This window comes from Wenyingzhuangia sp. 2_MG-2023, assembly GCF_030548295.1.
In the GTDB taxonomy this organism is placed as follows: domain Bacteria; phylum Bacteroidota; class Bacteroidia; order Flavobacteriales; family Flavobacteriaceae; genus Wenyingzhuangia.
The window spans coordinates 16,873-40,746 of the sequence record NZ_JAUOSB010000002.1; the positions used below are offsets into that span (position 1 = coordinate 16,873).

At 32.9% G+C, this 23,874-nt stretch carries 27 protein-coding genes; 20 read left to right on the forward strand and 7 right to left on the reverse strand.

Translation table 11 applies throughout. The features are described from left to right. Positions 1-11: 11 nt before the first annotated feature. The 8 genes from Q4548_RS03470 (at position 12) to Q4548_RS17380 (ending at position 7,131) form a co-directional block, all read left to right on the forward strand. On the forward strand, positions 12-563 hold the full coding sequence (locus Q4548_RS03470; RefSeq protein WP_303451595.1) for a DUF4178 domain-containing protein: 552 nt from the start codon (positions 12-14) through the stop codon (positions 561-563). Between the two features lie 22 nt (positions 564-585). Beyond that, positions 586-1,383 (forward strand): hypothetical protein, encoded by a 798-nt coding sequence (locus Q4548_RS03475; RefSeq protein WP_303451597.1) that lies wholly within the window; start codon positions 586-588, stop codon positions 1,381-1,383. Between the two features lie 29 nt (positions 1,384-1,412). Then, positions 1,413-2,282: a DUF350 domain-containing protein gene (locus Q4548_RS03480; RefSeq protein WP_303451599.1), complete on the forward strand. Its 870-nt coding sequence runs from the start codon at positions 1,413-1,415 to the stop codon at positions 2,280-2,282. 162 nt (positions 2,283-2,444) lie between these two features. Continuing rightward, positions 2,445-3,992 carry a polyamine aminopropyltransferase gene (locus tag Q4548_RS03485; RefSeq protein WP_303451601.1) on the forward strand — a complete coding sequence of 516 codons (1,548 nt, stop codon included), beginning with the start codon at positions 2,445-2,447 and terminating at the stop codon, positions 3,990-3,992. Positions 3,993-4,212: 220 nt separating this feature from the next. Further along, the gene (gene speD / locus Q4548_RS03490) at positions 4,213-4,515 is read left to right on the forward strand and encodes an S-adenosylmethionine decarboxylase (protein ID WP_303451603.1); all 303 of its coding nucleotides are present in this window, start codon (positions 4,213-4,215) and stop codon (positions 4,513-4,515) included. Then, the gene (locus tag Q4548_RS03495; RefSeq protein ID WP_303451605.1) at positions 4,512-5,282 is read left to right on the forward strand and encodes an ion transporter; all 771 of its coding nucleotides are present in this window, start codon (positions 4,512-4,514) and stop codon (positions 5,280-5,282) included. Before speD ends, Q4548_RS03495 begins: the two co-directional genes overlap by 4 nt. A 3-nt stretch (positions 5,283-5,285) precedes the next feature. Continuing rightward, positions 5,286-5,828, forward strand: coding sequence for a rhomboid family intramembrane serine protease (locus Q4548_RS03500; protein WP_303451607.1), 543 nt, complete (start codon positions 5,286-5,288; stop codon positions 5,826-5,828). A gap of 25 nt (positions 5,829-5,853) precedes the next feature. Further along, on the forward strand, positions 5,854-7,131 hold the full coding sequence (locus tag Q4548_RS17380) for a hypothetical protein (protein ID WP_303451609.1): 1,278 nt from the start codon (positions 5,854-5,856) through the stop codon (positions 7,129-7,131). A gap of 66 nt (positions 7,132-7,197) precedes the next feature. Here the strand turns inward: Q4548_RS17380 and hpf are convergent, their stop codons facing one another. After that, positions 7,198-7,503: a ribosome hibernation-promoting factor, HPF/YfiA family gene (hpf, locus tag Q4548_RS03510; protein WP_303451611.1), complete on the reverse strand. Its 306-nt coding sequence runs from the start codon at positions 7,501-7,503 to the stop codon at positions 7,198-7,200. Positions 7,504-7,548: 45 nt separating this feature from the next. After that, positions 7,549-8,058, reverse strand: coding sequence for a peroxiredoxin-like family protein (locus tag Q4548_RS03515; protein ID WP_303451613.1), 510 nt, complete (start codon positions 8,056-8,058; stop codon positions 7,549-7,551). A gap of 283 nt (positions 8,059-8,341) precedes the next feature. On the opposite strand from Q4548_RS03515, the gene Q4548_RS03520 reads away from it, so the two are divergent. The 4 genes from Q4548_RS03520 to Q4548_RS03535 all read left to right on the forward strand — a co-directional run bounded on the left by Q4548_RS03520 (position 8,342) and on the right by Q4548_RS03535 (position 14,171). Continuing rightward, positions 8,342-9,418 (forward strand): serine hydrolase, encoded by a 1,077-nt coding sequence (locus Q4548_RS03520; protein ID WP_303451615.1) that lies wholly within the window; start codon positions 8,342-8,344, stop codon positions 9,416-9,418. A 101-nt stretch (positions 9,419-9,519) separates the two neighbouring features. Then, positions 9,520-11,106 carry a peptide chain release factor 3 gene (locus tag Q4548_RS03525; protein WP_303451617.1) on the forward strand — a complete coding sequence of 529 codons (1,587 nt, stop codon included), beginning with the start codon at positions 9,520-9,522 and terminating at the stop codon, positions 11,104-11,106. 1,605 nt (positions 11,107-12,711) lie between these two features. Continuing rightward, positions 12,712-13,647 carry a peptidylprolyl isomerase gene (locus tag Q4548_RS03530; protein ID WP_303452390.1) on the forward strand — a complete coding sequence of 312 codons (936 nt, stop codon included), beginning with the start codon at positions 12,712-12,714 and terminating at the stop codon, positions 13,645-13,647. A gap of 104 nt (positions 13,648-13,751) precedes the next feature. Next, complete coding sequence (locus Q4548_RS03535; RefSeq protein ID WP_303451620.1) at positions 13,752-14,171, forward strand: hypothetical protein; 420 nt, start codon at positions 13,752-13,754, stop codon at positions 14,169-14,171. A 93-nt stretch (positions 14,172-14,264) separates the two neighbouring features. On the opposite strand, the gene Q4548_RS03540 is transcribed toward Q4548_RS03535, so the two are convergent. Beyond that, positions 14,265-15,113, reverse strand: coding sequence for a hypothetical protein (locus tag Q4548_RS03540; protein WP_303451621.1), 849 nt, complete (start codon positions 15,111-15,113; stop codon positions 14,265-14,267). Positions 15,114-15,182: 69 nt separating this feature from the next. Between Q4548_RS03540 and Q4548_RS03545 the strand changes: the two genes are divergently transcribed. Both Q4548_RS03545 and Q4548_RS03550 read left to right on the forward strand, forming a co-directional pair. Further along, positions 15,183-15,602: a thiol-disulfide oxidoreductase DCC family protein gene (locus Q4548_RS03545; RefSeq protein ID WP_303451623.1), complete on the forward strand. Its 420-nt coding sequence runs from the start codon at positions 15,183-15,185 to the stop codon at positions 15,600-15,602. A gap of 59 nt (positions 15,603-15,661) precedes the next feature. Continuing rightward, complete coding sequence (locus Q4548_RS03550) at positions 15,662-15,955, forward strand: DUF6787 family protein (RefSeq protein WP_303451625.1); 294 nt, start codon at positions 15,662-15,664, stop codon at positions 15,953-15,955. On the opposite strand, the gene Q4548_RS03555 is transcribed toward Q4548_RS03550, so the two are convergent. Further along, positions 15,945-16,223, reverse strand: coding sequence for a hypothetical protein (locus Q4548_RS03555; RefSeq protein ID WP_303451627.1), 279 nt, complete (start codon positions 16,221-16,223; stop codon positions 15,945-15,947). The two genes, Q4548_RS03550 and Q4548_RS03555, sit on opposite strands and share 11 nt — an antisense overlap. A 20-nt stretch (positions 16,224-16,243) precedes the next feature. On the opposite strand from Q4548_RS03555, the gene Q4548_RS03560 reads away from it, so the two are divergent. Both Q4548_RS03560 and Q4548_RS03565 read left to right on the forward strand, forming a co-directional pair. Next, positions 16,244-16,873: a CoA pyrophosphatase gene (locus Q4548_RS03560; protein WP_303451629.1), complete on the forward strand. Its 630-nt coding sequence runs from the start codon at positions 16,244-16,246 to the stop codon at positions 16,871-16,873. 52 nt (positions 16,874-16,925) lie between these two features. Beyond that, complete coding sequence (locus Q4548_RS03565) at positions 16,926-17,750, forward strand: 1-acyl-sn-glycerol-3-phosphate acyltransferase (protein ID WP_303451631.1); 825 nt, start codon at positions 16,926-16,928, stop codon at positions 17,748-17,750. 208 nt (positions 17,751-17,958) lie between these two features. On the opposite strand, the gene Q4548_RS03570 is transcribed toward Q4548_RS03565, so the two are convergent. The 3 genes from Q4548_RS03570 to Q4548_RS03580 all read right to left on the reverse strand — a co-directional run bounded on the left by Q4548_RS03570 (position 17,959) and on the right by Q4548_RS03580 (position 20,443). Further along, a complete protein-coding gene (locus tag Q4548_RS03570; protein ID WP_303451633.1) occupies positions 17,959-19,308 on the reverse strand; it encodes a dihydrolipoamide acetyltransferase family protein in 1,350 nt (449 codons plus the stop codon). A 130-nt stretch (positions 19,309-19,438) separates the two neighbouring features. Further along, positions 19,439-20,002, reverse strand: coding sequence for a YceI family protein (locus Q4548_RS03575; RefSeq protein WP_303451634.1), 564 nt, complete (start codon positions 20,000-20,002; stop codon positions 19,439-19,441). A gap of 24 nt (positions 20,003-20,026) precedes the next feature. Next, complete coding sequence (locus Q4548_RS03580; protein ID WP_303451636.1) at positions 20,027-20,443, reverse strand: MarR family winged helix-turn-helix transcriptional regulator; 417 nt, start codon at positions 20,441-20,443, stop codon at positions 20,027-20,029. A 214-nt stretch (positions 20,444-20,657) separates the two neighbouring features. On the opposite strand from Q4548_RS03580, the gene Q4548_RS03585 reads away from it, so the two are divergent. The 4 genes from Q4548_RS03585 (at position 20,658) to Q4548_RS03600 (ending at position 23,761) form a co-directional block, all read left to right on the forward strand. Further along, positions 20,658-21,674 (forward strand): outer membrane beta-barrel protein, encoded by a 1,017-nt coding sequence (locus tag Q4548_RS03585; RefSeq protein WP_303451638.1) that lies wholly within the window; start codon positions 20,658-20,660, stop codon positions 21,672-21,674. Positions 21,675-21,763: 89 nt separating this feature from the next. Next, complete coding sequence (locus Q4548_RS03590) at positions 21,764-22,102, forward strand: P-II family nitrogen regulator (RefSeq protein WP_303451640.1); 339 nt, start codon at positions 21,764-21,766, stop codon at positions 22,100-22,102. Positions 22,103-22,137: 35 nt separating this feature from the next. Beyond that, a complete protein-coding gene (locus Q4548_RS03595; RefSeq protein ID WP_303451642.1) occupies positions 22,138-23,313 on the forward strand; it encodes an ammonium transporter in 1,176 nt (391 codons plus the stop codon). A gap of 109 nt (positions 23,314-23,422) precedes the next feature. Beyond that, on the forward strand, positions 23,423-23,761 hold the full coding sequence (locus Q4548_RS03600) for a P-II family nitrogen regulator (RefSeq protein ID WP_303451644.1): 339 nt from the start codon (positions 23,423-23,425) through the stop codon (positions 23,759-23,761). Positions 23,762-23,874: the final 113 nt, after the last annotated feature.

Genomic DNA, 23,874 nt, shown 5'->3' on the forward strand with positions numbered 1-23,874 from the left:
TAAAAAACACTATGGGAATATTTGACTTTTTTAAGAAGAAAGAAACCGAAAGACACTTTGATCCTTTGAACATTAAAGTAGCTGATTTGGAAAAAAACTACTTGCTAGATTACCAGTTTGAAACTTGGACTGTAGCTGCTATGTTTGAATACGACTGGGGAAATAATTATTTTACCCGAGAGTATACGTTGGTCAACGGCAAAAAAAAGAAATATTTAGAAATAGAAGACGATGGAGGTATTATTTTAACAATGTCTGAAGGTCTAAAATTGAGAAAATTAGGAGACGATGTAACCGATCATATAGACCGTAACAACGAGCCGCCTAAAAAAATTGTTTACGAAGGTGTACTTTACTACTTAGATGAAAAGAGTCCAGGTTACAGCAGAAATGTAGACAATGAAAATTGGGAAGAGTTGATTTCCTTTGATTATCTTGACGATGAAGAAGAAAAAACCTTGTGCATTACCCAATATGGGGAGCATGAATTTGAAGCTTGTAGAGGAATCATTATTAAAGAAAGAGACATTAGCAATATATTGCCCTCACAACAAGATAATTAATTAAATTTGAAAAAAATCAACTATGAAGTTTTTTAAAACCTTTAGCATTCTGCTCATCACCCTAATAGTCGTTTCTTGTGGCTCTGAGAAAAAACCGTACGTAAAATCTCCTTTAGATGTAATTGTAACAACGTACATAGACCAGCAAAATTATAGCGTGATTCTGGCTGACATGAATTACGAAGAAAGCAACGATTCCTATTTTCACAAATATCGAATTGTAATTCCTAAAACAGCCACTCCTACAGGTTCTGAAAACGATTTTGAAATCATCAACACCGATTGGAAAAAAGTTTCTCTTCTTGTGTTTGAGCAGCATCAAAACGATTTAGGAATGACGGTACTTTCTAAAAAAAATGGCGTTTTAGACAAAAAAACAGCTCCTGCAGGTTATGACAATTATGTAGGGAACAAAAAATACGGACAATGGCAAACTAGCTCTAACGGAACATCATTTTGGGCATTTTACGGTCAATATGCGTTCATGCGTTCTATGTTAGGATGGGGATCTGGATACCGATACTACCGAGATGATTACAATTATTACAACAGCTACAGAGGTCGTCAAAACTACTATGGTAGAAACAATTCATTTGGAACCAACAACTACAAAAGCAACACTTCTACTTGGGCAAACAAACCACAAAGCTTTAAACAAAAAGTACAAAGCAAAGTAAAAAAGAGTGCTGCTACTCTTAAATCAAAATCGTATTCTTCGGGAAGTAGTTATGGAAATAGCTCTCAAAAAACGACCAGAAGTACCAGTAGATACAGCAACAGTTCGTCTTCTAGATCTCGCAGTGGAGGATTTGGAAAATAACACAAACAACAACGTTAAAAAACATTGACATGAACGAATATATTGATTTTACCGAATTGTTAAACTCCGGAGGGTACGTACTTACTGGATTGCTGATATTCATCCTTGGAAAAATCCTTTTCAAATTAACGCACTCCAAAATCAACATTCAACATGAATTGGTAGAAAAAGACAATTTTGCTTTTATCATTTCTTATGTAGGTTATTTTGTAGGATTGCTCATTACTATTGGAGGTAGTATTGTGGGAGAAAGTTATGGTTTTTGGATAGACATAGAACATATTTTTATTTATGGAATTCTTTCCATTCTCTTGCTTCAAGTTTCTTCATTTTTAGGAAACAAACTCATCTTGCCTAAGTTTGATTTGAAAAAAGAAATTATTGAGGATCAAAATGAAGGTACTGGAATTATTGAAGCCATCATCTACATTGTAAACGGATTGATTTTATACGGTGCTTTGTTGGGAGAATCGGAAACGTTAACTGAGGGAATCCTAACTTTTGTGGTGTATTGGGCAATTGGAAATGTAATGTTGATCATCACTTCTAAAATTTACACTCTTTGGCTGAATTACAACATTCACCAAGAAATAGAAAAAGACAATGTAGCTGCAGGAATTGCATTTTCAGGTGCTATTTTGGCTATTGGAATCATTATTATGAATGCGTTGATTGCTCCTTTTATAGATTGGACAACTACTTTGGTTGATGTTTCTGTGCAAATGGTGGTTGCTTCTTTATTGTTGCCAATCATGCGTTTTTTTGCCGACAACATTCTTTTGCCAGGACAAAAATTAACGGATGAAATTGTGAATCAAGAAAAACCAAATTTAGGTGCAGGATTGGTAGAGGCTTTTGCTTACGCAGGATCTGCAGTTTTGATTTCTTGGTGCTTTTAATTTGATCAATTGTTGATTTATTTGCATCTCTTAAATTATTTAAAATACACAGCACTGTTCTTTACTATTTTACCCCCTATTTTGATACTGACACATAAAGTAGAAAATGGAATAAAGTAACGAGAGAATTCATTATACAAAACAGCTAAAAGCATTAAAAAATTGAACTTTCTTAAAAAAAATTCATTCGTACTAAAAGCAGCAATTTTTGCTACAGGATTTGCAGGTATTGTAGCAGAGTATATCTTATCTACACTAGCTACTTATTTTATAGGAAACTCCATTTTTCAATGGACTATGATTGTTTCCTTAATGCTTTTTTGCATGGGATTGGGAAGCCGATTGAGTAAAATGATTACCAAAAATTTAATTCAGAATTTTCTACTTCTAGAAGCTTCTTTGTCTATTTTAGTCGCTTTCTCATCTGTTTTGGTCTACACATTGGCCTCTTTTACAGAACTATATACAGCAGTTATTTACTTATTGAGTATGATGATTGGATTGCTAATTGGATTGGAAATTCCACTTGTGGTTAGAATCAATAAGGAATACGAAGATTTAAAAAGCAACATTTCTTCTATTTTAGAAAAAGACTATTACGGTAGTTTGTTGGGTGGAGTCTTTTTTGCTTTTATTGGTTTGCCCATTTTAGGATTGACCTATACTCCTTTTGTGCTGGGAATCATCAACTTTTTAGTAGCTTTGATTGTTTTGTTCCGTTTTAAAGACAAAATAAAAAACGCCCCATTTGTAAAAATGCAACTTATTTTAGGAACCGTATTTGTCATTATTATTGGAGGAGTATTTGTAACGCAACCCATCATTCAGTGGGGAGAACAAAAAAAATACAAAGACAAAGTAATATTATCTGAACAAACCAAATACCAAAAAATTGTATTGACCGAATGGAAAAATGAAAATTGGCTGTACTTAAACGGAAACTTACAATTCTGTTCTATTGATGAAAAAATGTACCACGAACCTTTGGTGCATCCTATCATGAACTTGCATCAACATCCGCAAAAAATCCTAATTTTAGGAGGTGGTGACGGTTGTGCTGTTCGTGAAATTTTAAAATATCCTTCTGTAGAAAAAATAGATTTGGTGGATTTGGACCCTAAAATGACTGATTTAGGAAAAAACCATCCTGTATTGCTAAAAAACAATTTAGGAAGCCTAAACTCCAAAAAAGTGACCATTTACAACCAAGATGCCTACATTTATTTGGAACAAAACAACACGGATTTTTACGACATTATAATATCCGATTTGCCCGATCCTAGAAACATAGAATTGGGAAGATTGTATTCCCGTGAATTTTACACGCTTTGTTACCGAAAATTAAGACCCAATGGTTTGATAATTACCCAAGCCGGAAGTCCTTATTTTGCCACCAAAGCGTACCAATGTATAGACAAAACTATTACCGCCAGTGGTTTTACTACAGCAAAACTACACAACCAAGTATTGTCTATGGGAGAATGGGGTTGGATTTTAGGAAGCAAACAATCCATAGATAAAAAGATGTTAAAGCAACGTTTGCAGTCTTTGCATTTTAAAAACACAAACTGGATCAACCATGAAGCAATGTTGCTCATTACTTCTTTTGGAAAAGATTTTTATAAAGTAAAAGACAGCGTTGGAGTAAACGAAGTACACAATCCTGTTTTGTACAATTATTATTTAAAAGGAAATTGGGATCTTTATTAAAAATGGTCATCGAGCGAAGTCGAGATGCAATTAAAAACAATGAATTCAACTATTAAAAAGTAGAAATAACATCAATAAAACCATCATTAAAAAATGATCATTGAGCGGAGTCGAGATGCAATTAAAAACAATGAATTCAACTTATAAAAAGTAGAAACAACATCAACAAAACCATCATTTAAAATGGTCATCGAGCGGAGTCGAGATGCAATTACAAACAATGAATTCAACTTATAAAAAAATAGAAGCTAGCATTTACAATCACCAATTTTGGACAGATTGTACAGACCCTACTGCCTTAAAAAAAACATACGAAACATTGTTAAAAAAAGCAGGTTTCACCATTTTACTTTTTAACGAACACCATTTTCCAGAGCAAGGTTATACCTGTTTTTGGTTGTTGGGAGAAAGTCATTTGGCCATACATACTTTTCCAGAAAGCAATAAAAGTTATGTAGAATTGAGCAGTTGTAACAAAGAAAAACTAGAGGTATTTAAGCTTAAAAACAATAAAATCTCATGAAAAAAAAAGTAAGCAATTTCATCAATTACAATCCTTATTTTATTCAATTTATATATACGCTGATTGTACTAAATGTCTGTGCGCTTATTTTAGAATCTTACGACGAACTCCGCCAACACTATTCTTTTTTCTTTCATGCATTTGAAGTCTTTTCTGTAGCCATCTTTACTTTAGAATATTTTATCCGTATTTGGATTTCGGACAAAACCAAAGAAGACAAAAGAGAACGCATCAACTTTGCGTTTTCTACCATGGGAATTATAGATTTGATTGCCATTCTGCCTTTTTATTTGCCTTTTATTTTTCCTTTTGATTTGAGAGTTCTCCGTATTCTTCGTTTGTTTCGTCTGTTGCGAATTTTCAAATTAGGACGTTATTCCAAATCCTTAAAAACCATTCGATACATTTTTAAAGAAACCAAAGCAGAATTGTCCATTACCGTATTTGTTACTTTTGTGTTGATGATCCTTTCTTCTACTTTGATGTATTACATAGAGCATGACGATCAACCAGAACAATTTGGTAGCATAGGAGATGCTTTTTGGTGGTCTGTAGCAACACTTACAACGGTAGGTTATGGAGATGTGTTTCCTGTAACTGCATGGGGAAAATTGTTGAGCGGAATTATTGCCCTTATCGGAATTGGTTTTGTGGCACTTCCTACAGGAATTATCAGTTCTGCTTTTATAGAAAAAATACAAAACGATAAAAAGAAACACCCCAATCAAACATGTAACTGTCCGCATTGTGGTAAAAAAATAGAGTAAACTATGGCACACGCAAAAAACATCTTTTTATTTGTTGGTTTTTTATACTTTGTATACGTTTTAGACCTTGTAATTCCGTTATCTCGCTACGGAATTGTTCCCAGAACGCAACGGGGTTTGATAGGGATTGTTAGTTGTCCTTTTTTGCATGCCAACCTAAGACACTTGGTTTCTAACACCGTTCCGTTGACTATTTTGTTGTTTGTGCTTTATTCTTTTTACCCTAACAAAGCCATGAGTGTGGTGGTAATTTCTATTGTTTTGGGCGGAATTTTAGTCTGGCTTTTTGGACGAAATGCCAACCATATTGGTGCCAGCGGATTGATTTACGGATTGGTTGCTTTTTTAATTGTGAATGGTTTTACCGAGCAAAAATTTGTACCTATACTTATTTCTATTGCTGTAGCCGTAGTTTACGGAAGTCTTTTCTGGGGTATTTTTCCCTCTTACCGCACCTATGTTTCTTGGGAAGGACATTTGTTTGGAGCTGTAGCTGGTTTTGCAGCTGTGTTTTTGTTAAAAGGACTCAAAAATACAATTGTGTAACTTCGTAAGAAAAAATTGCTGTGTTATGGAGAAGAAATATTTTGCCTCTGAGTTCTTAAATAAGAGTGGTATAAAGGATATGGTTAATATAAATCCTAAAACCGAAACTCCTTGTAATGTATTCTGGGATATTACTTTTGACCAAATAAAAAATTGCTCTAGCTTAAATTTCCAACTATGTAGGTTTGATCGTATTGATTTTTCTATTTTAAAAAATTTATCCTCTAGAACTAGTATAAGCTTTCATAAATGCGAGTTTTTATCATTTTGTGACATTAAATTCAATGAAATAGATAGTTTAAACATCACCGATTGTAGTTTTAGAAAAAAAGATATAGCAGTAATAATATCTGGGAAAATTCATGAAATTACAATAAAAAACAATGAAAAAATCAAATCACCAGGATACAATTTCATGGGGATTGAATGTCTTACATTATCTATAGAAAATATTAATTCTGATAATTCACTTAATTTCACACATAACAACAATATTGTAAATAGACAATTAAAGATATCTGACTCTTCTTTTAGTGACATAAATTTTAATCAACTAGAACTCAATGGACGAGTAATAATTGAAAAAACTAATAACGATGTGGGTTTTGATTTTAATACTTGTGAATTTAGTCTCAATCATTGTATATTTAACAAACAAATAACTATTGAAGACAACAATTTCTCTTCTATAAAAATAGATGAAACTTTTTTCTATGGTATAAGTTCATTTCAAAACAACACTGTTAAAAGCATAAAATTTAAAAATTCTCATTTTATGTCACGGGTTTATTTTGATGACCTCTCCGTTAAAGAGATTACCAAATGTGACAGAAAAACCATCAGAACCATCAAACAAGAGTTGCAAAAAACTGAAAACCGAATAGACTACGATACGTTTAGAAGTTACGAGTTGGAATTGTACAAAAATGACTTAGTTAAAAAAGAAAAATGGTGGCATTTTAAAGACTTATTTATTTTATCATTAAATAGCTTATTTTCTAAACATGGAATTAGTTGGAGAAGAGCCATTGGGATGACTGTGTTATTTAGTCTTGGTTTTTACACCGTCCTATACATCATTAAAAACCTCCATAATGATTTTAATATTACATTAAACGGTTTTAATCATTTTACAAGCGGTTACTTCAAATTCTTTTTAATCACCAACTTTTACGACCCTTTGTCAGAAAACAGAGAATACTTGAAATACTTTGGGGAATGGCTTCCTTTTATTTTTGGAAAAATAGTAATTGGTTACGGTTTGTACGAAACCGTTCAATCTTTTAGAAAGTACAAAAAGTAACTTGTTTGCTACCAGACAATGTTTAAACACAAAAAAAGCCATCAAATAAATGATGGCTTTTTTGTGTTAATGAGAAGCAAGTAATTTGCTCTTCTTTTTTCTGAGTTGCGACTCTAGTTGCTGAATTGTTTCTGAAACAGCATGTTCAAAATTGTCTTTACTAGCTTCTGCAAAAAAGGTAACATTGTTTCCTTCTATTCTAATTCCACAAAGGATTCCTGTATTGTCTGAACTTGTGTTTTCTGTTTTAAAATACACATCTGCATTTATTAAAAAATTATATTTATGATCTAAATCGTTCAATTTTTCTGTTGTGTATTGTTCTAAATGTTCACTTGCTGTAACATTTTTGTATTCAAAATTGATTTGCATATTAATGAATTTTAAGATTTATAAATTAAGTCTATCATACCCTTTTTAGGCTTCTCCTCTTGCAGGATAACCTTCTTTTAAAATATAATCAATTCCATTTAAAACATCTTTAAAGTCGGGTCTTCCAAAAGGCATTGATTGTATAGATTCCCAATAAACTTTTCCTTCTTTATCTAGTAAAAATATTCCTGGTTCTACAAATTGATCTGGTTCTTTTTCTGAAATTGCATTAGAGATAAACAATCCCCATTCTCTACCTTCTTCTACAGACAAACCGTAACCTAATGGCACATTTTTTAGATCCCAGTTTTCATGTGTTTCTTTTGCTACTTCTTCTGTATTTACACTAATAGCAATTACGTTTACACCTCTACTAGAAAAGTCTTCCATTTTTCTTTCTAAATCTTTTAATTGCATTTTACAAACCGGACAGTGTTTTCCTCTGTAAAATAAAACCAGGGTAAAGTTCTCTGGATGTTGCTCTTCTAAACTCCATTGAGTTCCGTTCACTAAATTTATTTTTAAGTTGGGTGCTTTTTCTCTTGGTTTCATCATTTTATTTGATTTTTTCAATTATTAATATTTATTCTATTTCTAGTTTTACATCATTAGCAAAACTTATAATTTGTTATTTATACTTTTTCAGGGATGTAAAAAGTTAGCTCATCCCTTTTCACTAATTTTAAAACAAAGTTATCTGATAAGAATCGTCTCTATTAACGCATAACAAGGAGAAGTGAACGCATATGCTAATTAAAAAACAGCTTAAGAAATTCGTAATTACAAGGAATCATAAAACTATCTTATCTTTATAGTGGTCATATATACAAACAACTCTATGCATACTAAGTATTTTACATTTCTTTTAGCCTTATTACTATTTCTGGTGGGATGTAGTAAAAACGATGATCGTATTAGTTCCAATATCTCTGAAACCATGTATTTTCCAGAAAATAATACAGACACATGGGAAACTATGTCTCCTGCTAGTTTGGAATGGAATGAAAATGCCATCCCTGTTTTAAATCAATACCTTATAGATAACAATACCAAATCTTTTATGATTTTGGTAAATGGTAGAATTGTTATGGAAGAGTATTACAACGACCATACCGCAACTTCTTCTTGGCAATGGAACAGTGCTGGTAAAACCTTAGTAACAGCAACTGTAGGAATTGCTCAACAAGAAGGAATTCTTACTATTAAAAACAAAGTATCTGATTATTTAGGTACAGGCTGGACAAGTGAATCCATAATAAAGGAAAACTTAATAACCTCTAAAAATTTACTTTCCATGACTTCTGGAATGGACGATTCTAAAAACTGGGTCATCAAATCTAACTTAACCTATGTGGCAGATGCAGGAACAAGATGGGCATACCACAATGTTTTTCAGAAATTAATGGATGTAGTTGCAGCATCTAGCAATCAAGAGTTTGAATCTTATTTCAATACCAAAATAAAAGATAAAATAGGCATGGACGGTAACTGGGACGATGGAATTATTTTTAAAATATACCACAGTAATACACGTAGTATGGCTAGGTTTGGACTTCTTTCTCTTAACCAAGGAAAATGGAAAAAGGAACAAATAGTGAATGAATCTTTTTTTAATGAGAGTATTAATTCCTCGCAAGACATCAATCCATCATACGGCTATCTTTGGTGGCTCAATGGTAAAACAAGCTATATGTTATCCGGTAGTCAAACAGTTAATTCTGGATATTTAGTTCCGAATGCTCCTGCAGAAATGTATGCTGCCATGGGTGCACAAGACCAACGTATTTATATTATTCCGAGTAAAAACATCGTTATCATAAGAATGGGAGACTCCGCAGATCCAGAAAACAGAAATGCTGCTCTTTCTAATTTTGATAATTACCTTTGGGAAAAAATAAATGACGTGATCAATTAATTTAAAAAACATATTTTCTTTTTAAACCATTACAACTAGTAGAAATAGCCGTTGCACAATGCTAATTGAAAATGTACCTTTGCAATCCTTAAAGAAATTAAATGGCATTTTTAGACGAAATTAAACGTAGAAGAACTTTTGGTATTATCTCTCACCCGGATGCAGGTAAAACTACCTTGACCGAAAAGTTGTTGCTTTTTGGAGGTGCAATCACCGAGGCAGGTGCTGTAAAAAACAACAAGGTAAAAAAAGGAGCTACTTCCGATTTTATGGAAATAGAACGTCAGCGTGGTATTTCTGTTGCTACATCTGTATTGGCATTCAACTACAAAAATCGTAAAATCAATATTTTAGATACGCCTGGTCACAAAGACTTTGCCGAAGATACGTTTAGAACTTTAACAGCGGTAGATTCTGTTATTGTTGTAATTGATGTTGCCAAAGGGGTAGAACCTCAGACCGAGAAATTGGTAGAAGTGTGTAGAATGCGTAAAATTCCGATGATTGTGTTCATCAACAAATTGGACCGTGAAGGAAAAGATGCGTTTGATTTGTTAGACGAAGTAGAACAAAAATTAGGATTGACCACCACCCCACTTTCGTTTCCTATTGGTATGGGTTACGATTTTCAGGGAATTTACAATATTTGGGAAAAGAAGATAAACCTGTTTGCAGGAGATAAAAAACAAAAAGTAACCACAGGTATTGAGTTTACCGACATCAACGTGCCAGAATTGGACGAAATGATTGGTAACAAAGCTGCGGATAGATTGCGTGAAGAAATAGAAATGGTTACAGGAGTTTATCCTCCTTTTGATCAAGAAGATTATTTAAACGGAGATTTACAGCCTGTATTTTTTGGTTCTGCATTGAATAATTTTGGAGTAAAAGAATTGTTGGATTGTTTTATAGAAATAGCTCCAACTCCTCAACCTAAAAAAGCAGAAGAGCGTTTGGTAGATTCTAAAGAAGAAAAACTAACAGGTTTTGTCTTTAAAATTCATGCCAACATGGATCCTAAACACAGAGACCGCTTGGCTTTTGTGAAAATTGTTTCAGGAACTTTTCAAAGAAATGCACCTTATCTACACGTAAGAAACGGTAAAAAAATGAAGTTTTCTAGTCCCAATGCTTTCTTTGCAGAGAAAAAAGAAATTGTGGACGAATCCTATCCAGGAGATATTGTTGGTTTGCACGATACTGGAAACTTTAAAATTGGAGATACATTAACAGAAGGAGAAATTATCAACTTTAAAGGAATTCCAAGTTTTTCACCAGAACATTTCCGTTATGTAAACAATGCAGATCCTTTAAAAGCAAAACAATTGTACAAAGGTTTGGATCAGTTGATGGACGAAGGAGTTGCTCAGTTGTTTACCTTAGAACTTAATGGTCGTAAAATAATTGGAACCGTTGGTGCTTTGCAATACGAAGTTATTCAGTACCGTTTGGAACACGAATACGGAGCAAAATGTACTTACGAAAATTTAGCCATGCACAAAGTTTGTTGGGTAGAACCTACAAACAACAAAGCTGAATTTGAAGAATTTAAACGTGTAAAACAACGTTATTTGGCAAAAGACAAACAAGGACAATTGGTGTTTTTAGCAGATTCTGCTTTTACCATTCAAATGACACAAGATAAATATCCATCAGTCAAACTTCACTTTACTAGTGAGTTTAAATAAACTACTGTAATGAAAAATCTGTTTCTCTTTGTTTTCTATTTGATAGGTTTGACAACATTTGCTCAGACAAAAAACCTGTCCAATATTCCTAAATATTCTTTAGAAAACAACGTAAGACTGAATTACATTCCAGTAACCATGCCAATAAGAGGTACCGTATATACACCTAAAACAATGGGCTTGGCTGGCTTGCACTATTTGGTTCCAATTTCGGAATCGTTTTATGGAGGTATAAACATGCAAGCGGCATTGTTTGGAGACCAAGGTGGTTTGTTTACTTTGGGGGCTGAACTAGGTTATACACAACCCCTATTTTCAAATTTATTTTTGGATGCCAATTTTAACTTTGGTGGTGGTGGTGGTTACAGATCATTGATTAACAAAGGAGCTTACATCAATTCAAATATAGGGTTGGGATATCATTTTCCTAAATTTAATGTAGGTTTACAATACAGTCATTTCAACTTTTACACAGGAATAATTCATAGCAATACAGCTTCTATTTTTGCAGAAATTCCTATTGGTGTAAACCTTAGTAGTTACAGCAAAGCCAACAAAACATTTAGACCCAAACCCAATTCCCCTTGGTACACTGCTTTTCACAAAAATGGTTTTGTGCTAAGGCTAGATCAATTTATAGCAACAGGAAATTCCCGCAAAGAAGCCTCCGAAAACTACGATCCGTTAAACAATACCATTCTCTATTTGTTAGGATTTGAATACCAGAGATACATCAACCAAAACACTTTTGCTTTTGTACATACAGATGCTATTTATAAAGGACTAACTGCTGGTTTTATGGATTTGTTTGGAGGTATTGGTTACGAACCTATCCAAACTAAATATTTTAATGTGTATACCAAATTTGCTTTTGGAGCAGCTGGAGGAAGGATAAAAGAAGAAGGTGGAGCTACTATTTACCCAAGCCTTGGTTTGGAATATAAAATTACACCTACACTCTCTTTTCAGGCACACGGAGGTTATTTGAGAGCTATTGATGGAGATTTTGAAGCTTATACTTTTGGAGGAGGTGTAAAAATAAATACGTATACAGGAGGTTTTTACCATCCTGAAACCAACAAAAGAGCATATCAACTAAAAAGTCATGGAATTAGAGTAAGCGCACAACACCAAACTTATTTTGATGTACATAGGCACGAAAGAGAACCTATCGATTTGCATCTGTTTGCTTTGCAAGTAAATTACGATCTTAACAACTACTTGTACATTACTGGACAAGCAGCTTTTGCTTATGAAAGCACTTACAATGGAAACGATTCTAATAGCAACATAGGTGCAGGAGGATATGCCGACGGAATGGTTGGATTCGGATTCTATTCTCCTATATTTGCAAAACAAAAAATTCAGCTATTCACAGAGTTTCTTTTAGGAGCTGGTGGAGGTGCTGGAGTTGATACTGAAGAGGGAGTTATTTCCAAAGCAAAAATTGGTGGTTATTATAGATTAAACGATCATTTTTCCATCATGGGTTCTGTAGGAAAGGTAATCTCTCCAATTACCAGCATCAATTCAAATAATGTAAACATCGGGTTGAGTGTGGATTTTTCATCACTTAAATCTATATTTAAAATAAAAAAGAAAGAAATGAACAACGGATTGTACGCAAAATTCAACACCTCAAAAGGTGCTATTTTAGTAAATTTAGAATTTGAAAAAACTCCTGGTACCGTGGGTAACTTTGTTGCTTTGGCTGAAGGAAACATGGAAAACAATGCAAAACCACAAGGAACTCCTTATTATGATGGATTGAAATTTCACCGTGTCATTGCTGATTTCATGATTCAAGGAGGATGTCCACAAGGAACAGGTACAGGAAGCCCTGGATACAGTTTTGATGATGAGATTGTAGCAGAATTAAAGCACGATACTCCTGGGAAATTATCTATGGCCAACGCTGGACCAGGAACCAATGGTTCTCAGTTTTTTATCACACACACAGCTACTCCTTGGTTAGATGGTAAACACACTGTTTTTGGAAGTGTTGTAGAAGGACAAGATATTGTAGACGCTATTGCACAAGGTGATGAAATTGAAGCTTTAGAAATTATTCGTGTAGGTGAAGCTGCAGAAAAATTTAGTGCAATTGAAGCTTTTAGAACTTTTGAAGGTGCTAGAGAAGCAAAAATAAAAGCAGAAGCAGAAGCTAAAGAAATGGAATTGGAAAAATTGGCTGCTGGATACGAAAAAACAGCTAGTGGATTGCGTTACAAAATTATTCAAGCTAGTGCATCTGGACAAAAAGCAAACAAAGGACAAATGGTTTCTGTACACTACAAAGGACAATTGCCTGATGGAACTGTGTTTGACTCTTCTTACAAAAGAAAACAACCTATTGATTTTGCAATTGGTGTAGGACAGGTAATTTCTGGATGGGATGAAGGGATTCAATTGTTAGAAGTTGGAGACAAAGCTCGTTTGGTAATTCCTTCTGATTTAGGATACGGATCTCGTGGAGCTGGTGGTGTTATTCCTCCTAACGCAACCTTAATTTTTGACGTAGAATTGGTGGCAGTAAAATAAGCACTCACACAAGTATATTTTAAAAACGTTCAACTAATGTTGGACGTTTTTTTTACATCTTTGTTTTACAAAATTGATTCAAAAAAAATAAATCTATTCCCTTTATGGATGCAAAACTAAAAGACTACATAGAAACTACCTTACAAAAAATAGCCGTTTTGGACGAATCTGATGTTGCTTATGAACATATTGAGATTTATGAATTTCAACAGAGCTACGAAAACGGAGCTAAGTTTCAACAACAAAATGGAGATTTTTATGCAATTGCTTTATTAAATGCCATTACTTTAGAAAGTGCTTCTGAAATTTCTAGAGAAATTAAAAAGAACAAAAACTTAAGTCTCTCTGGATTGATTCGTTTTGTAGACCAACACCGCTTGAAATGTTACATAAAAGGAACCTCAAAATCTTATTCTGAGTGGCAAACAGGTGATGTTGGGGTGGCGGTAATTACTTATGACGATGTTAAAAAACAAATCATTCCTAGCTTTACCAATGAATCTGCTTTGAATAGAGCAAAATAAAAATGCTGATGTAATTCCAAAATCAAACAAAAAAAGTCATAAGAGTTTGTTCTCTTATGACTTTTTAATTGAAATTAAGCAAGCTTACATTTTCTAGAAAATTTTAAACCTACCTCCTATTAACAATGTTCCTTGTAAAAAAGTAAAATCTTGAGATGCCGAATCAGCTTTGTCATTAGTGGTCCTAATGTTTGGCATGTTGATGTAACCTCCTCTTAAATCTGTTTGCACAAAAAAGTGCTTGAAAAAGACAAAATTCAAACCAAACTGAGTGTGAATTCCATATCCTGAAATGTGAAAATCATCATGCCTTTCTTTTCCTAACAAAGTTGCATTGGTCTTAGGCATCAAAAATCCTGCTCCCACACCTTCTGTCAAATTAATTCTAAAATTTTCAGTATGTATTCCTAAATGCTCACTAATATCATCAAATCTGTTGATAGAAACGTGAATGTAATTCAAACCATCTGTGTGTTCAAATTGTAAAAAATCTTTTGTTTGTTTGATTCCATCATTCACAAAAGGAGTTACTGCTCCATCTGCACCTGTAACACCATATGAAGGATCTATTTCTCCATCAATAGTCAACCATTGATCTTGAACGGTTACGTATTTCATATGATCCAACCCTAAAACTACGCTATAGTTCTCATGAAAAAAATATCCAATAGCCGCATTAGTTTGTGGTAGAGAAATATTTCCTGGATTTAAGTACTTGTTAACAGAAAATGGAATTTGCTTGTCTTTAGCCACGACATCCTTTAGGGTAAAATTATAATCATTTCCTTTAAAAGTAATGTCAGAAGCGGAATACTTAGCTCTGTTCCAACCCCAATAAGCATAAAACTTACCTTTGTTTTTTAACTTGGTATCCATTTCTTGAGCTTGCAATGTTGTTGCTAAAATCATCATCAACAACAAAAATAATTTTGAAATTTTCATGAATATATAAATAAGTATATTTGATTTAAAAAGTAAGGACAAATTTAGGGAATACAAATGAGTAATAGTTTGAAAAAAATAGAAGATATTTTAAAAAAACACCCGATTGTCTTATTTGATGGGGTCTGTAATTTGTGCAATACCTCTGTACAAATTGTCATTAAAAATGATGTGAAAAACATCTTTAAATTTGCTCCTTTACAAAATCCTGAAGTTCAGATATACCTTCAAAATCAAAAAGAAGATTTTAATGGTGTTGACTCTATATTGCTACTTACTCCACAAAAAATATATACCAAATCTAGTGCAGCCTTAACCATTGCCAAAAATTTGAAAGGAATGTATGCTTTGTTGTATGTATTTTACCTAATACCTAAACCTATTAGAGATTTGGTTTATGATTTTATTGCTAAAAATCGTTATCGATGGTATGGAAAACAAGACCAGTGTATGATTCCTACAAAAGCATTAAAAAATAAATTTTTATAAAACCCGCATTGTATTGCATATCCTATATTATCAATTATTTTTGTATCAAATAATTATACATGGAAAAATTAAAACAACGTTGGGGTTTAAAATCTAATTGGGAAGTATTGGCAATCTTAGTCGCTTTTAGCATTAACGGTTCTTTTGCTGCTTTTATTGTAAGACCCTCTTTGGCATTGATAGGTATTACCAAAGAGAATTTAAATGTTGTTCTATTTTACATTTTGTATTTAATTCCCGTTTTTATTGTATACCAATTTACACTTCCTTATTCAGGTTGGTTGGTAGGACAATATCGTTTTTTTAAAAACATGCAAGAGCAAATGTTCAAAAGAATGAAACTTAAATCTTAGTCTTTTCTTCTTTATCAAAAAACACACTTAAAACCCAAGTAACTGTAAACGTTGGAAAGATATCTGTAAAAGGCAATGCTTCTTCTACAAAACCAACCACAGCTGTGTATTTAGATATTTTGTTTTGAAATACTTTGGTGATTAAATAGGCTGACAATGGAGCCCAAACAATATCAATATATTCGGCAACTCCAGGAATAAAGTAAGAAACAATTCCTACCAAATCCAATACAATACTGAGTGCTAATTTTTTATATTTAGATTTCATTTCATAAAAATAAACAAAACATGGAGTTTGAGCAATTCCTTTTAAAAATAGAGCAATTAAAAAAAACACCTTTACCAGGAATCAGTGCTCATCGAGAATTAGCCCCATACCAACGACCTGTTTTTACGGAATACAACATTCCCAACGATGCCAAAAAAGCAGCCGTTTTGGTACTATTTTATCCAAATAAGAATACCACAAACATTCTTTTGACCCAAAGAGCGGTTTACAAAGGAACGCATAGCAACCAAATTAGTTTTCCAGGAGGTAAAAAAGACCTAACGGATCCAACTCTAAAAGAAACTGCATTAAGAGAAACTCTAGAAGAAGTTGGGGTTGTAAAAGAACAAATTGATGTTTTAAAACAACTGAGCACTATTTACATTCCTCCAAGTAATTTTAGTGTAAACCCATATATAGGCATTGCTACAGAAAATCCTATTTTTAAAACAAACTACGAAGTTGAGCAAATTATTGAGTTCCCGGTGGAGGTATTATTAAATCCAAAAATTTTAGCTACCTTCCCAATATCAACAGGTAAATTTAAAAATATAGAGGTTCCTTGTTTTCAATATCAAAATCATTTCATTTGGGGTGCAACTGCTATGATTTTAAACGAAGTAAAAGAAGTCTTAAAAACTCTTATTTAGGGATGAAAATATTGTAAATTTGCTTTTCAACTTAAAAAAAAAGAATAGATAAATGAGCCTATTTAAAAAGAACCCTTTTGGGCAATTCCTTTTTTTAAAAAGAATCATCATCAGTGTTTTTGGTATTATTTCTTACCGTAGATATAATGGTTTCAATAAGTTACAAATTGAAGGTTCTGAAATTCTAAAAGAACTTCCAGATAAGAATGTTTTGTTTATTTCTAATCACCAGACTTATTTTGCTGATGTAGCAGCAATGTACCACGTGTTTTTCGCAACGCTTAATGGTAGAGACAACACGCTAAAAAGATGGACATACTTACTACATCCCAAATTAAACTTATATTATATTGCTGCTTTAGAAACTATGAAAGCAGGTTTATTGCCTAAAATTTTTGCCTATGTAGGCTCTATTTCTATAGAACGTACTTGGAGAGCTGCAGGAAAAGATGTAAACAGACAAGTAAAAATGTCTGACATTACCAACATAAAAAAAGCATTGGATGATGGTTGGGTAATTACCTTTCCGCAAGGAACTACAAAACCTTTCAATCCTGTAAGAAGAGGAACTGCACATTTGATTAAAACTTACCAACCTATTGTTGTTCCCATTGTAATTGATGGTTTTAGAAGATCTTTTGACAAAAAAGGATTGTTGATTAAAAAACGTGGGATTCTTCAATCTATGGTGATCAAACAACCTTTACAAATTGATTACGAAACCGAAGATGTAAACGATATTTTGAAAAAAATTGAATACGCTATAGAACAACATCCTTCTTTCTTAAAAGTAATCTCTATTGAAGAATACGCAGAGCAAGAAAGAAAACTAAACAAACAAAGAGAGTTTTGGAGTTCTGAAACAGAAGTAGAATAGTTAATTTCACAAAATTATATATTAGTTAAAAAGAGATCATTTGATACACGTATCAGAAGGTCTCTTTTTTAGTTTGTCTATATTTTATAAGATTCATCTATACTTTTAATATGTCTACAGTACAAAAAAAGAGAGTTCATCGCATGTTGAACTCTCTTTTTTATTTTTATATGTATCCTAATTTAGTTACACCGATAAAAACATTTTTTTAAAACTCTTTGTTTTCATCCCAAGCTTCTAAAATATCTTTAATTTCTTTAATGAACATTCCACCCAAAGCACCATTGATAACTCTATGATCGTAAGAATGTGAAATGTACATTTTTTGTCGAATCCCAATAAAATCTCCATCAGGAGTCTCAATAACAGCAGGCACTTTTCTAATAGCTCCCAAAGCCAAAATAGCACTTTCTGGCTGATTGATGATTGGTGTTCCAAAAATAGACCCAAATCCTCCAATATTAGTTACTGTATACGTACCTCCTTTTACATCTTCTGGTTTTAATTGGTTGTTTTTAGAGCGCAAAGCCAAATCATTTACAGACTTGGTCATTCCAACCAAATTTAAATGTTCTGCATTCTTAATTACGGGTACAATTAAATTTCCATCAGGCAAAGCAGAAGCCATCCCTAAATTGATGGATTTTTTCACTACTATTTTATCTTCTCCATCAAACATAATATTTACCAACGGATATTTTTTAATAGCCTGCGCTACTGCCATCATAAAAATTGGTGTGTAAGTCAATTTTTGATTTTCTCTTTTCAAAAAAGCATCTTTTACTTTACTCCTCCATTTTACTAAATTGGTTACATCTACCTCTATAAAAGATTGCACATGAGCAGCTTTACGTTTGGAATGTACCATATGATCTGAGATCAATTTCCCCATTCTAGACAAAGTAATCAACTCATCTCCTTGCTGAACTTCTAATACTGAAACTTCTTCTTTTGCAACAGGAACAGGTCTTTTAGATTCTTTTTTTGCTGATTTTGTAGAATTTTTAGCTTCGTTTGCTATGTTTTTACTTCTATTTTCTACATAAGCTAAAATATCTTCTTTGGTAACTCTTCCTTCCAAACCAGAACCAGGAATTGCATCCAATTCCGATTGAGAAATTCCCTCTGTAGCTGCAATATTTTTCACCAATGGAGAATAAAATTTATCATCAGAATTAGTAATGACTGTTTTTTGAGTGTTCGTATTTTGTTGAATTACCTCATCTACTTCAGACGTTACTTGTGTTATCAATTCTTCATCATCAACTGAAACCTCATCTTGTATAGATGAATTGTGAGGAACTTCTGCTAATTCTCCTTCTATTTCAATAACAGCAATTACTTGACCTACTTTTACAACCTCTCCTTCATGAAATTTTTTCTCTATCAAAACTCCTTCAACTTCAGAAGGTACGTCAGAATCTACTTTGTCTGTTGCAATTTCTACCACAGATTCATCCAACTCTATAGAATCTCCAACTTCTTTTAACCATGATGTAATAGTTGCCTCAGCAACACTTTCACCCATTTTCGGTAATTTTAATTCAAATCTAGACATCTGTATGCTTTTTTCTTTTGCGAATTTAATAAATATAGCTGTCTTTAGGATATCACAACCAAAAGATTCTAAAAAACAAACCCGATAACGTCTGTTATCGGGTTTGTAGTTTTAAAAATTAGAAACTTACTTAGAATACAATGTTTACAGACAATTCAAATTCATCATCAATTGCTTTGTCTTTTAAGTTGTCAAAAAAAGATTTTGATCCGTAACGAATATCAAACTTAGTTCTGTCTATTTTAATATCTCCAGAAATAGTGTTTCCTTTTTTAGTCAATGTAAATGCTTTCTTTTCTGTATGCCCTTTAATTGTCAAATCTCCTTTTACACTGTTTCCTTCAACACTTGTAATTACAAATGTAGCTTCTGGGTGTTTTGTAACTCCAAAAAAGTCGTCAGAATTTAAATGTCCTTCTAATTTTCCTTTGTAATCTCCTTCTAAATCTTTGACGGTAATTGTTGTCATATCAACCACAAAAGATCCACCTACTAACTTTCCTGCTTTTAAATCTACAGATCCACTTTTAAAGTTGATTGTTCCGTTATGCTGACCTGTTACTTTTTTACCTACCCAAGCAATGGTACTTTTCTCTGTGTTTATAGGTTTTTTGTTTGCTGCATCTGCACTAAAAGATAGTGTTAACACTGCCAATACTGCTAAAATTCCTGATTTGATTTTTGTTGTTTTCATTTTAATTGATTTTAATTTTAATTGTTATTTTATTTTCTCTAATAATGTATTCAATTGAATAAGCTCTTCTTTGGTAAACGATTTTGTTAATTTTTTTTCATAATCTATTAGATATTGATCAATTCCTGCTAACAACCCCAATCCTTTGTCAGTAATAAATATCTCTATCTTACGTCTGTTTTCTTCACACACCTTACGTTCCAACAGTCCTTTAATTTTTAATTTATCTACCAGCCTTGTGGTGTTGCTCATTTTATGAATCATATGCTTTTGCAATTCAAACAAATTTATAGCCAAACCATCTTGTCCTCTTAAAATTCGTAAAATATTATACTGTTGCACTGTCAGATCATATATTTTAAAAAAAGCATTCATGTTTTCTGCCATAAAATTTCCTCCTATCATTAGATTTATTACAGCTCTACTATTAAGATCATTCATTTTTTTGACAGTTTTAAATATTGTTACTACAACAAATGTATATACAACAGTATTAAAAAACAAGGAAAATTTAACTTTTTTTTAAGGCTACTTAATAAGTAAACCAAGGGAATACGTAATAAACTGCGAAAAAACAGGTGGTTTTTTCTTGGACAATACGTATTAATACGTAGCTTTGTCTCAGATAAAACTTAAAAACATAAAAAACTTTATCATGAAAAAAATTATTTTATCAGCAATCATGTTAACTGGAATGTTAACTTTTGCACAAGAGTCAAAATTAAACATTTCAGGAACAGTAGATGTTTATGCTAAGACAAATTTAAATGCAGACCACGGGGTTACACCTACTTCATCTTTTGCAAACCAATCAGGTTTTGCTTTAGGTATGGCAAACTTAATTGCTTCTTATGATGGAGCTAAGTCTGGAGTTGTTGCTGATTTAGTATTTGGACCTAGAGGTAACGATGCGGTTTTTGGATCTACAGTTGGAAGTACTCCTATTGTGAACCAATTGTATGTTTACTACAATGTTACTGAAAGTACAACTCTTACATTAGGTAACTTTAACACTTTCTTAGGGTACGAAGTTATTTCTCCTGCTGCTAACTTTAACTATTCTACATCTTACTTATTTTCTTACGGACCTTTTTCTCATACAGGAATTAAATTAGACTATGCTGCAACTGAAGATTTATCTTTCATGTTAGCTGCTATGAACGGAACTGACAACACTGATTATAACATTACTGGAAACGTAGTATTAGGTGGACAAATTGGTTTCAAAGGTCAATACTTGAACTTAATTTATGGTAACAGTGGAGCTGGTGATCAATTTCAAATTGACTATACTGGAGGATTTGATTTATCTGACGCTTTCTACGTAGGAATCAACGCTTCTTACAACACTACTGATGCTGGTGAAGATGACCCAACTTACTATGGTGCTGCTTTGTACTTACAATATGCTGTATCTGATACTTTCTCTTTAGGATTACGTCCTGAATACTTCTACGAAGAAAACGGATTTGGTGCAATCAATGAAGATGCTACTGACATGGAGGGAGATATCTTTGCTTTAACATTGACTGGAAACATCAAATTAGACGATAGCTTAACTTTGATTCCTGAAATTAGAATGGATTCTGCTTCTGAAGCTTCATTTGCAAAAGATGGTGTTGATGAAAAATCAATGTCTTCTATCTTAGTTGCTGCTGTATACTCTTTCTAATCTTAGAAAAGTTTAAAACAAATCATCTGGTAAGGTGCGAGCCTTGCCAGATAACAAAAATAATTTCAACTTAATTTAAACTTTCAATTATGAAAAAAATCGAAGCAATCATCAGAAAATCTAAGTTTTCTGAGGTTAAGGAAGCTTTGCACGAGGTAGGTGTAAACTTCTTCTCTTACTGGGATGTAACAGGGTTAGGGAACGAAAAGGTAGGAAAAGTATACCGTGGGGTATCTTTCAGCACTAACGATATCCAAAGACGTCAATTGTCAATCATTGTAAACGATGACTTTGAACAAATTACTGTTGACACTTTATTAAAAACAGCTGGTACTGGCGAAGTTGGAGATGGAAAAATCTTTGTTTCAGAAGTAAAAGAAACGTACCGTATCCGTACTGGAGAAAAAGGAGCAGAAACTTTAAAATAAAACTAAAACTACAAACTATTTAAAATTTTAATTATATGGATACAAGTGCAATTATGGGAGCTTTGTGGATAATTATATCAGGAATCTTGGTATTTTTTATGCAAGCAGGTTTTACCCTAGTAGAAACAGGATTTACTCGTTCTAAGAACGCTGGTAACATTATCATGAAAAACATTATGGATTTAATTGTAGGATCTTTAGGATTCTGGGCAATTGGATACTCTGTAATGTACGGATCTTCAATCTCAGGTTTTATTGGTACTCCTGAATTGTTCGGATTGGCAGGTACTAAAAACTTTGAATTATTTTTCCAAACTGTATTTGCTGCAACTGCTGCAACTATCGTTTCTGGAGCTGTTGCAGGTAGAACAAAATTTTCTACTTATATCATTTTCTCTTTTATCATGACAATTATTATCTATCCAATCGCAGGTAGCTGGCAATGGAATGGTGATGGATGGTTAGCTCAAATGGGATTCATTGATTTTGCAGGATCTTCTATTGTACACGCTGTTGGTGGATGGTCTGCTTTAATTGGTGCTATCTTAGTTGGACCAAGAATTGGAAAATACAAAGATGGAGTTTCTCAAGCAATTCCAGGACACAACTTATTGATTGGTGCATTAGGTGTAATGATCTTATGGTTAGGATGGTTTGGATTTAACGGAGGTTCTCAATTAGCTTTTGGATCTGAAGAAGATGTTGATGCTGTTGGATTGGTGTTGATTAACACAAACTTAGCTGCCGCTGCTGGTGCTGCTGCTGCATTGTTCTACACTTGGTTACGTTACGGACAGCCAGATATCTCTATGACATTAAACGGAGCATTAGCTGGATTGGTTTGTATTACTGCTGGATGTGGAAATGTTGAGCCTGGTGCTGCTGCTATTATGGGTATGATTGCTGGTGTTGTTGTAGTAATCTCTATTACTTTTATTGACGAAACATTAAAAATTGATGATCCAGTTGGAGCAGTTTCTGTACACGGAGTATGTGGTACTTTAGGAACTATCTTATTAGGTGTATTCTCTCCTGATGCTGATATCTTAACTCAAACAATTGGTGCTGTATCTTACATGGTATGGGCTTTAGTATTAGCATTCATCGTATTTACTATCTTAAAAGTTACTATCGGATTGAGAGTTTCTGAAAAAGAAGAAATCGAAGGATTAGACAAAGCTGAACACGGAATTGGAGTTTACAACGAATAATTATTTGTTCTAAGTTTATATTATAAAACAGCCTAATTCTATTATGGAATTAGGCTGTTTTTATACCTAAAATTTTAGTAAATTTATTACATTAAAAATTACACACAGGATGAAAAAAATAGAAGCAATTATTAGAAAGTCAAAATTTAGCGATGTTAAGGCTGCGTTGCATGATGTAGGTGTAAATTTCTTCTCTTACTGGGATGTTACCGCACTAGGTAATGAAAAAGTAGGAAAGGTTTATAGAGGTATTTCTTTTAGTACTGCCGACATCCAAAGAAGGTATTTATCCGTTATCGTAAATGATGACTTTGAACAAATCACTATCGAAACTATTTTAAAATCTGCAGCAACTGGTGAAGTTGGTGATGGAAAAATATTTGTCTATGATGTAAACGAAACTTACAGAATTAGAACCGGTGAAAAAGGAGAAGCAACTTTAAGGTAATACGTTTAAATACGTAGAATTACTTTTTTGATAAAAATACGTAGTACTCTTAGAGTATTACGTATTTTTTTGCTTTAATATTTTTTAAAAACATAGTATTATATTTGTTAGCG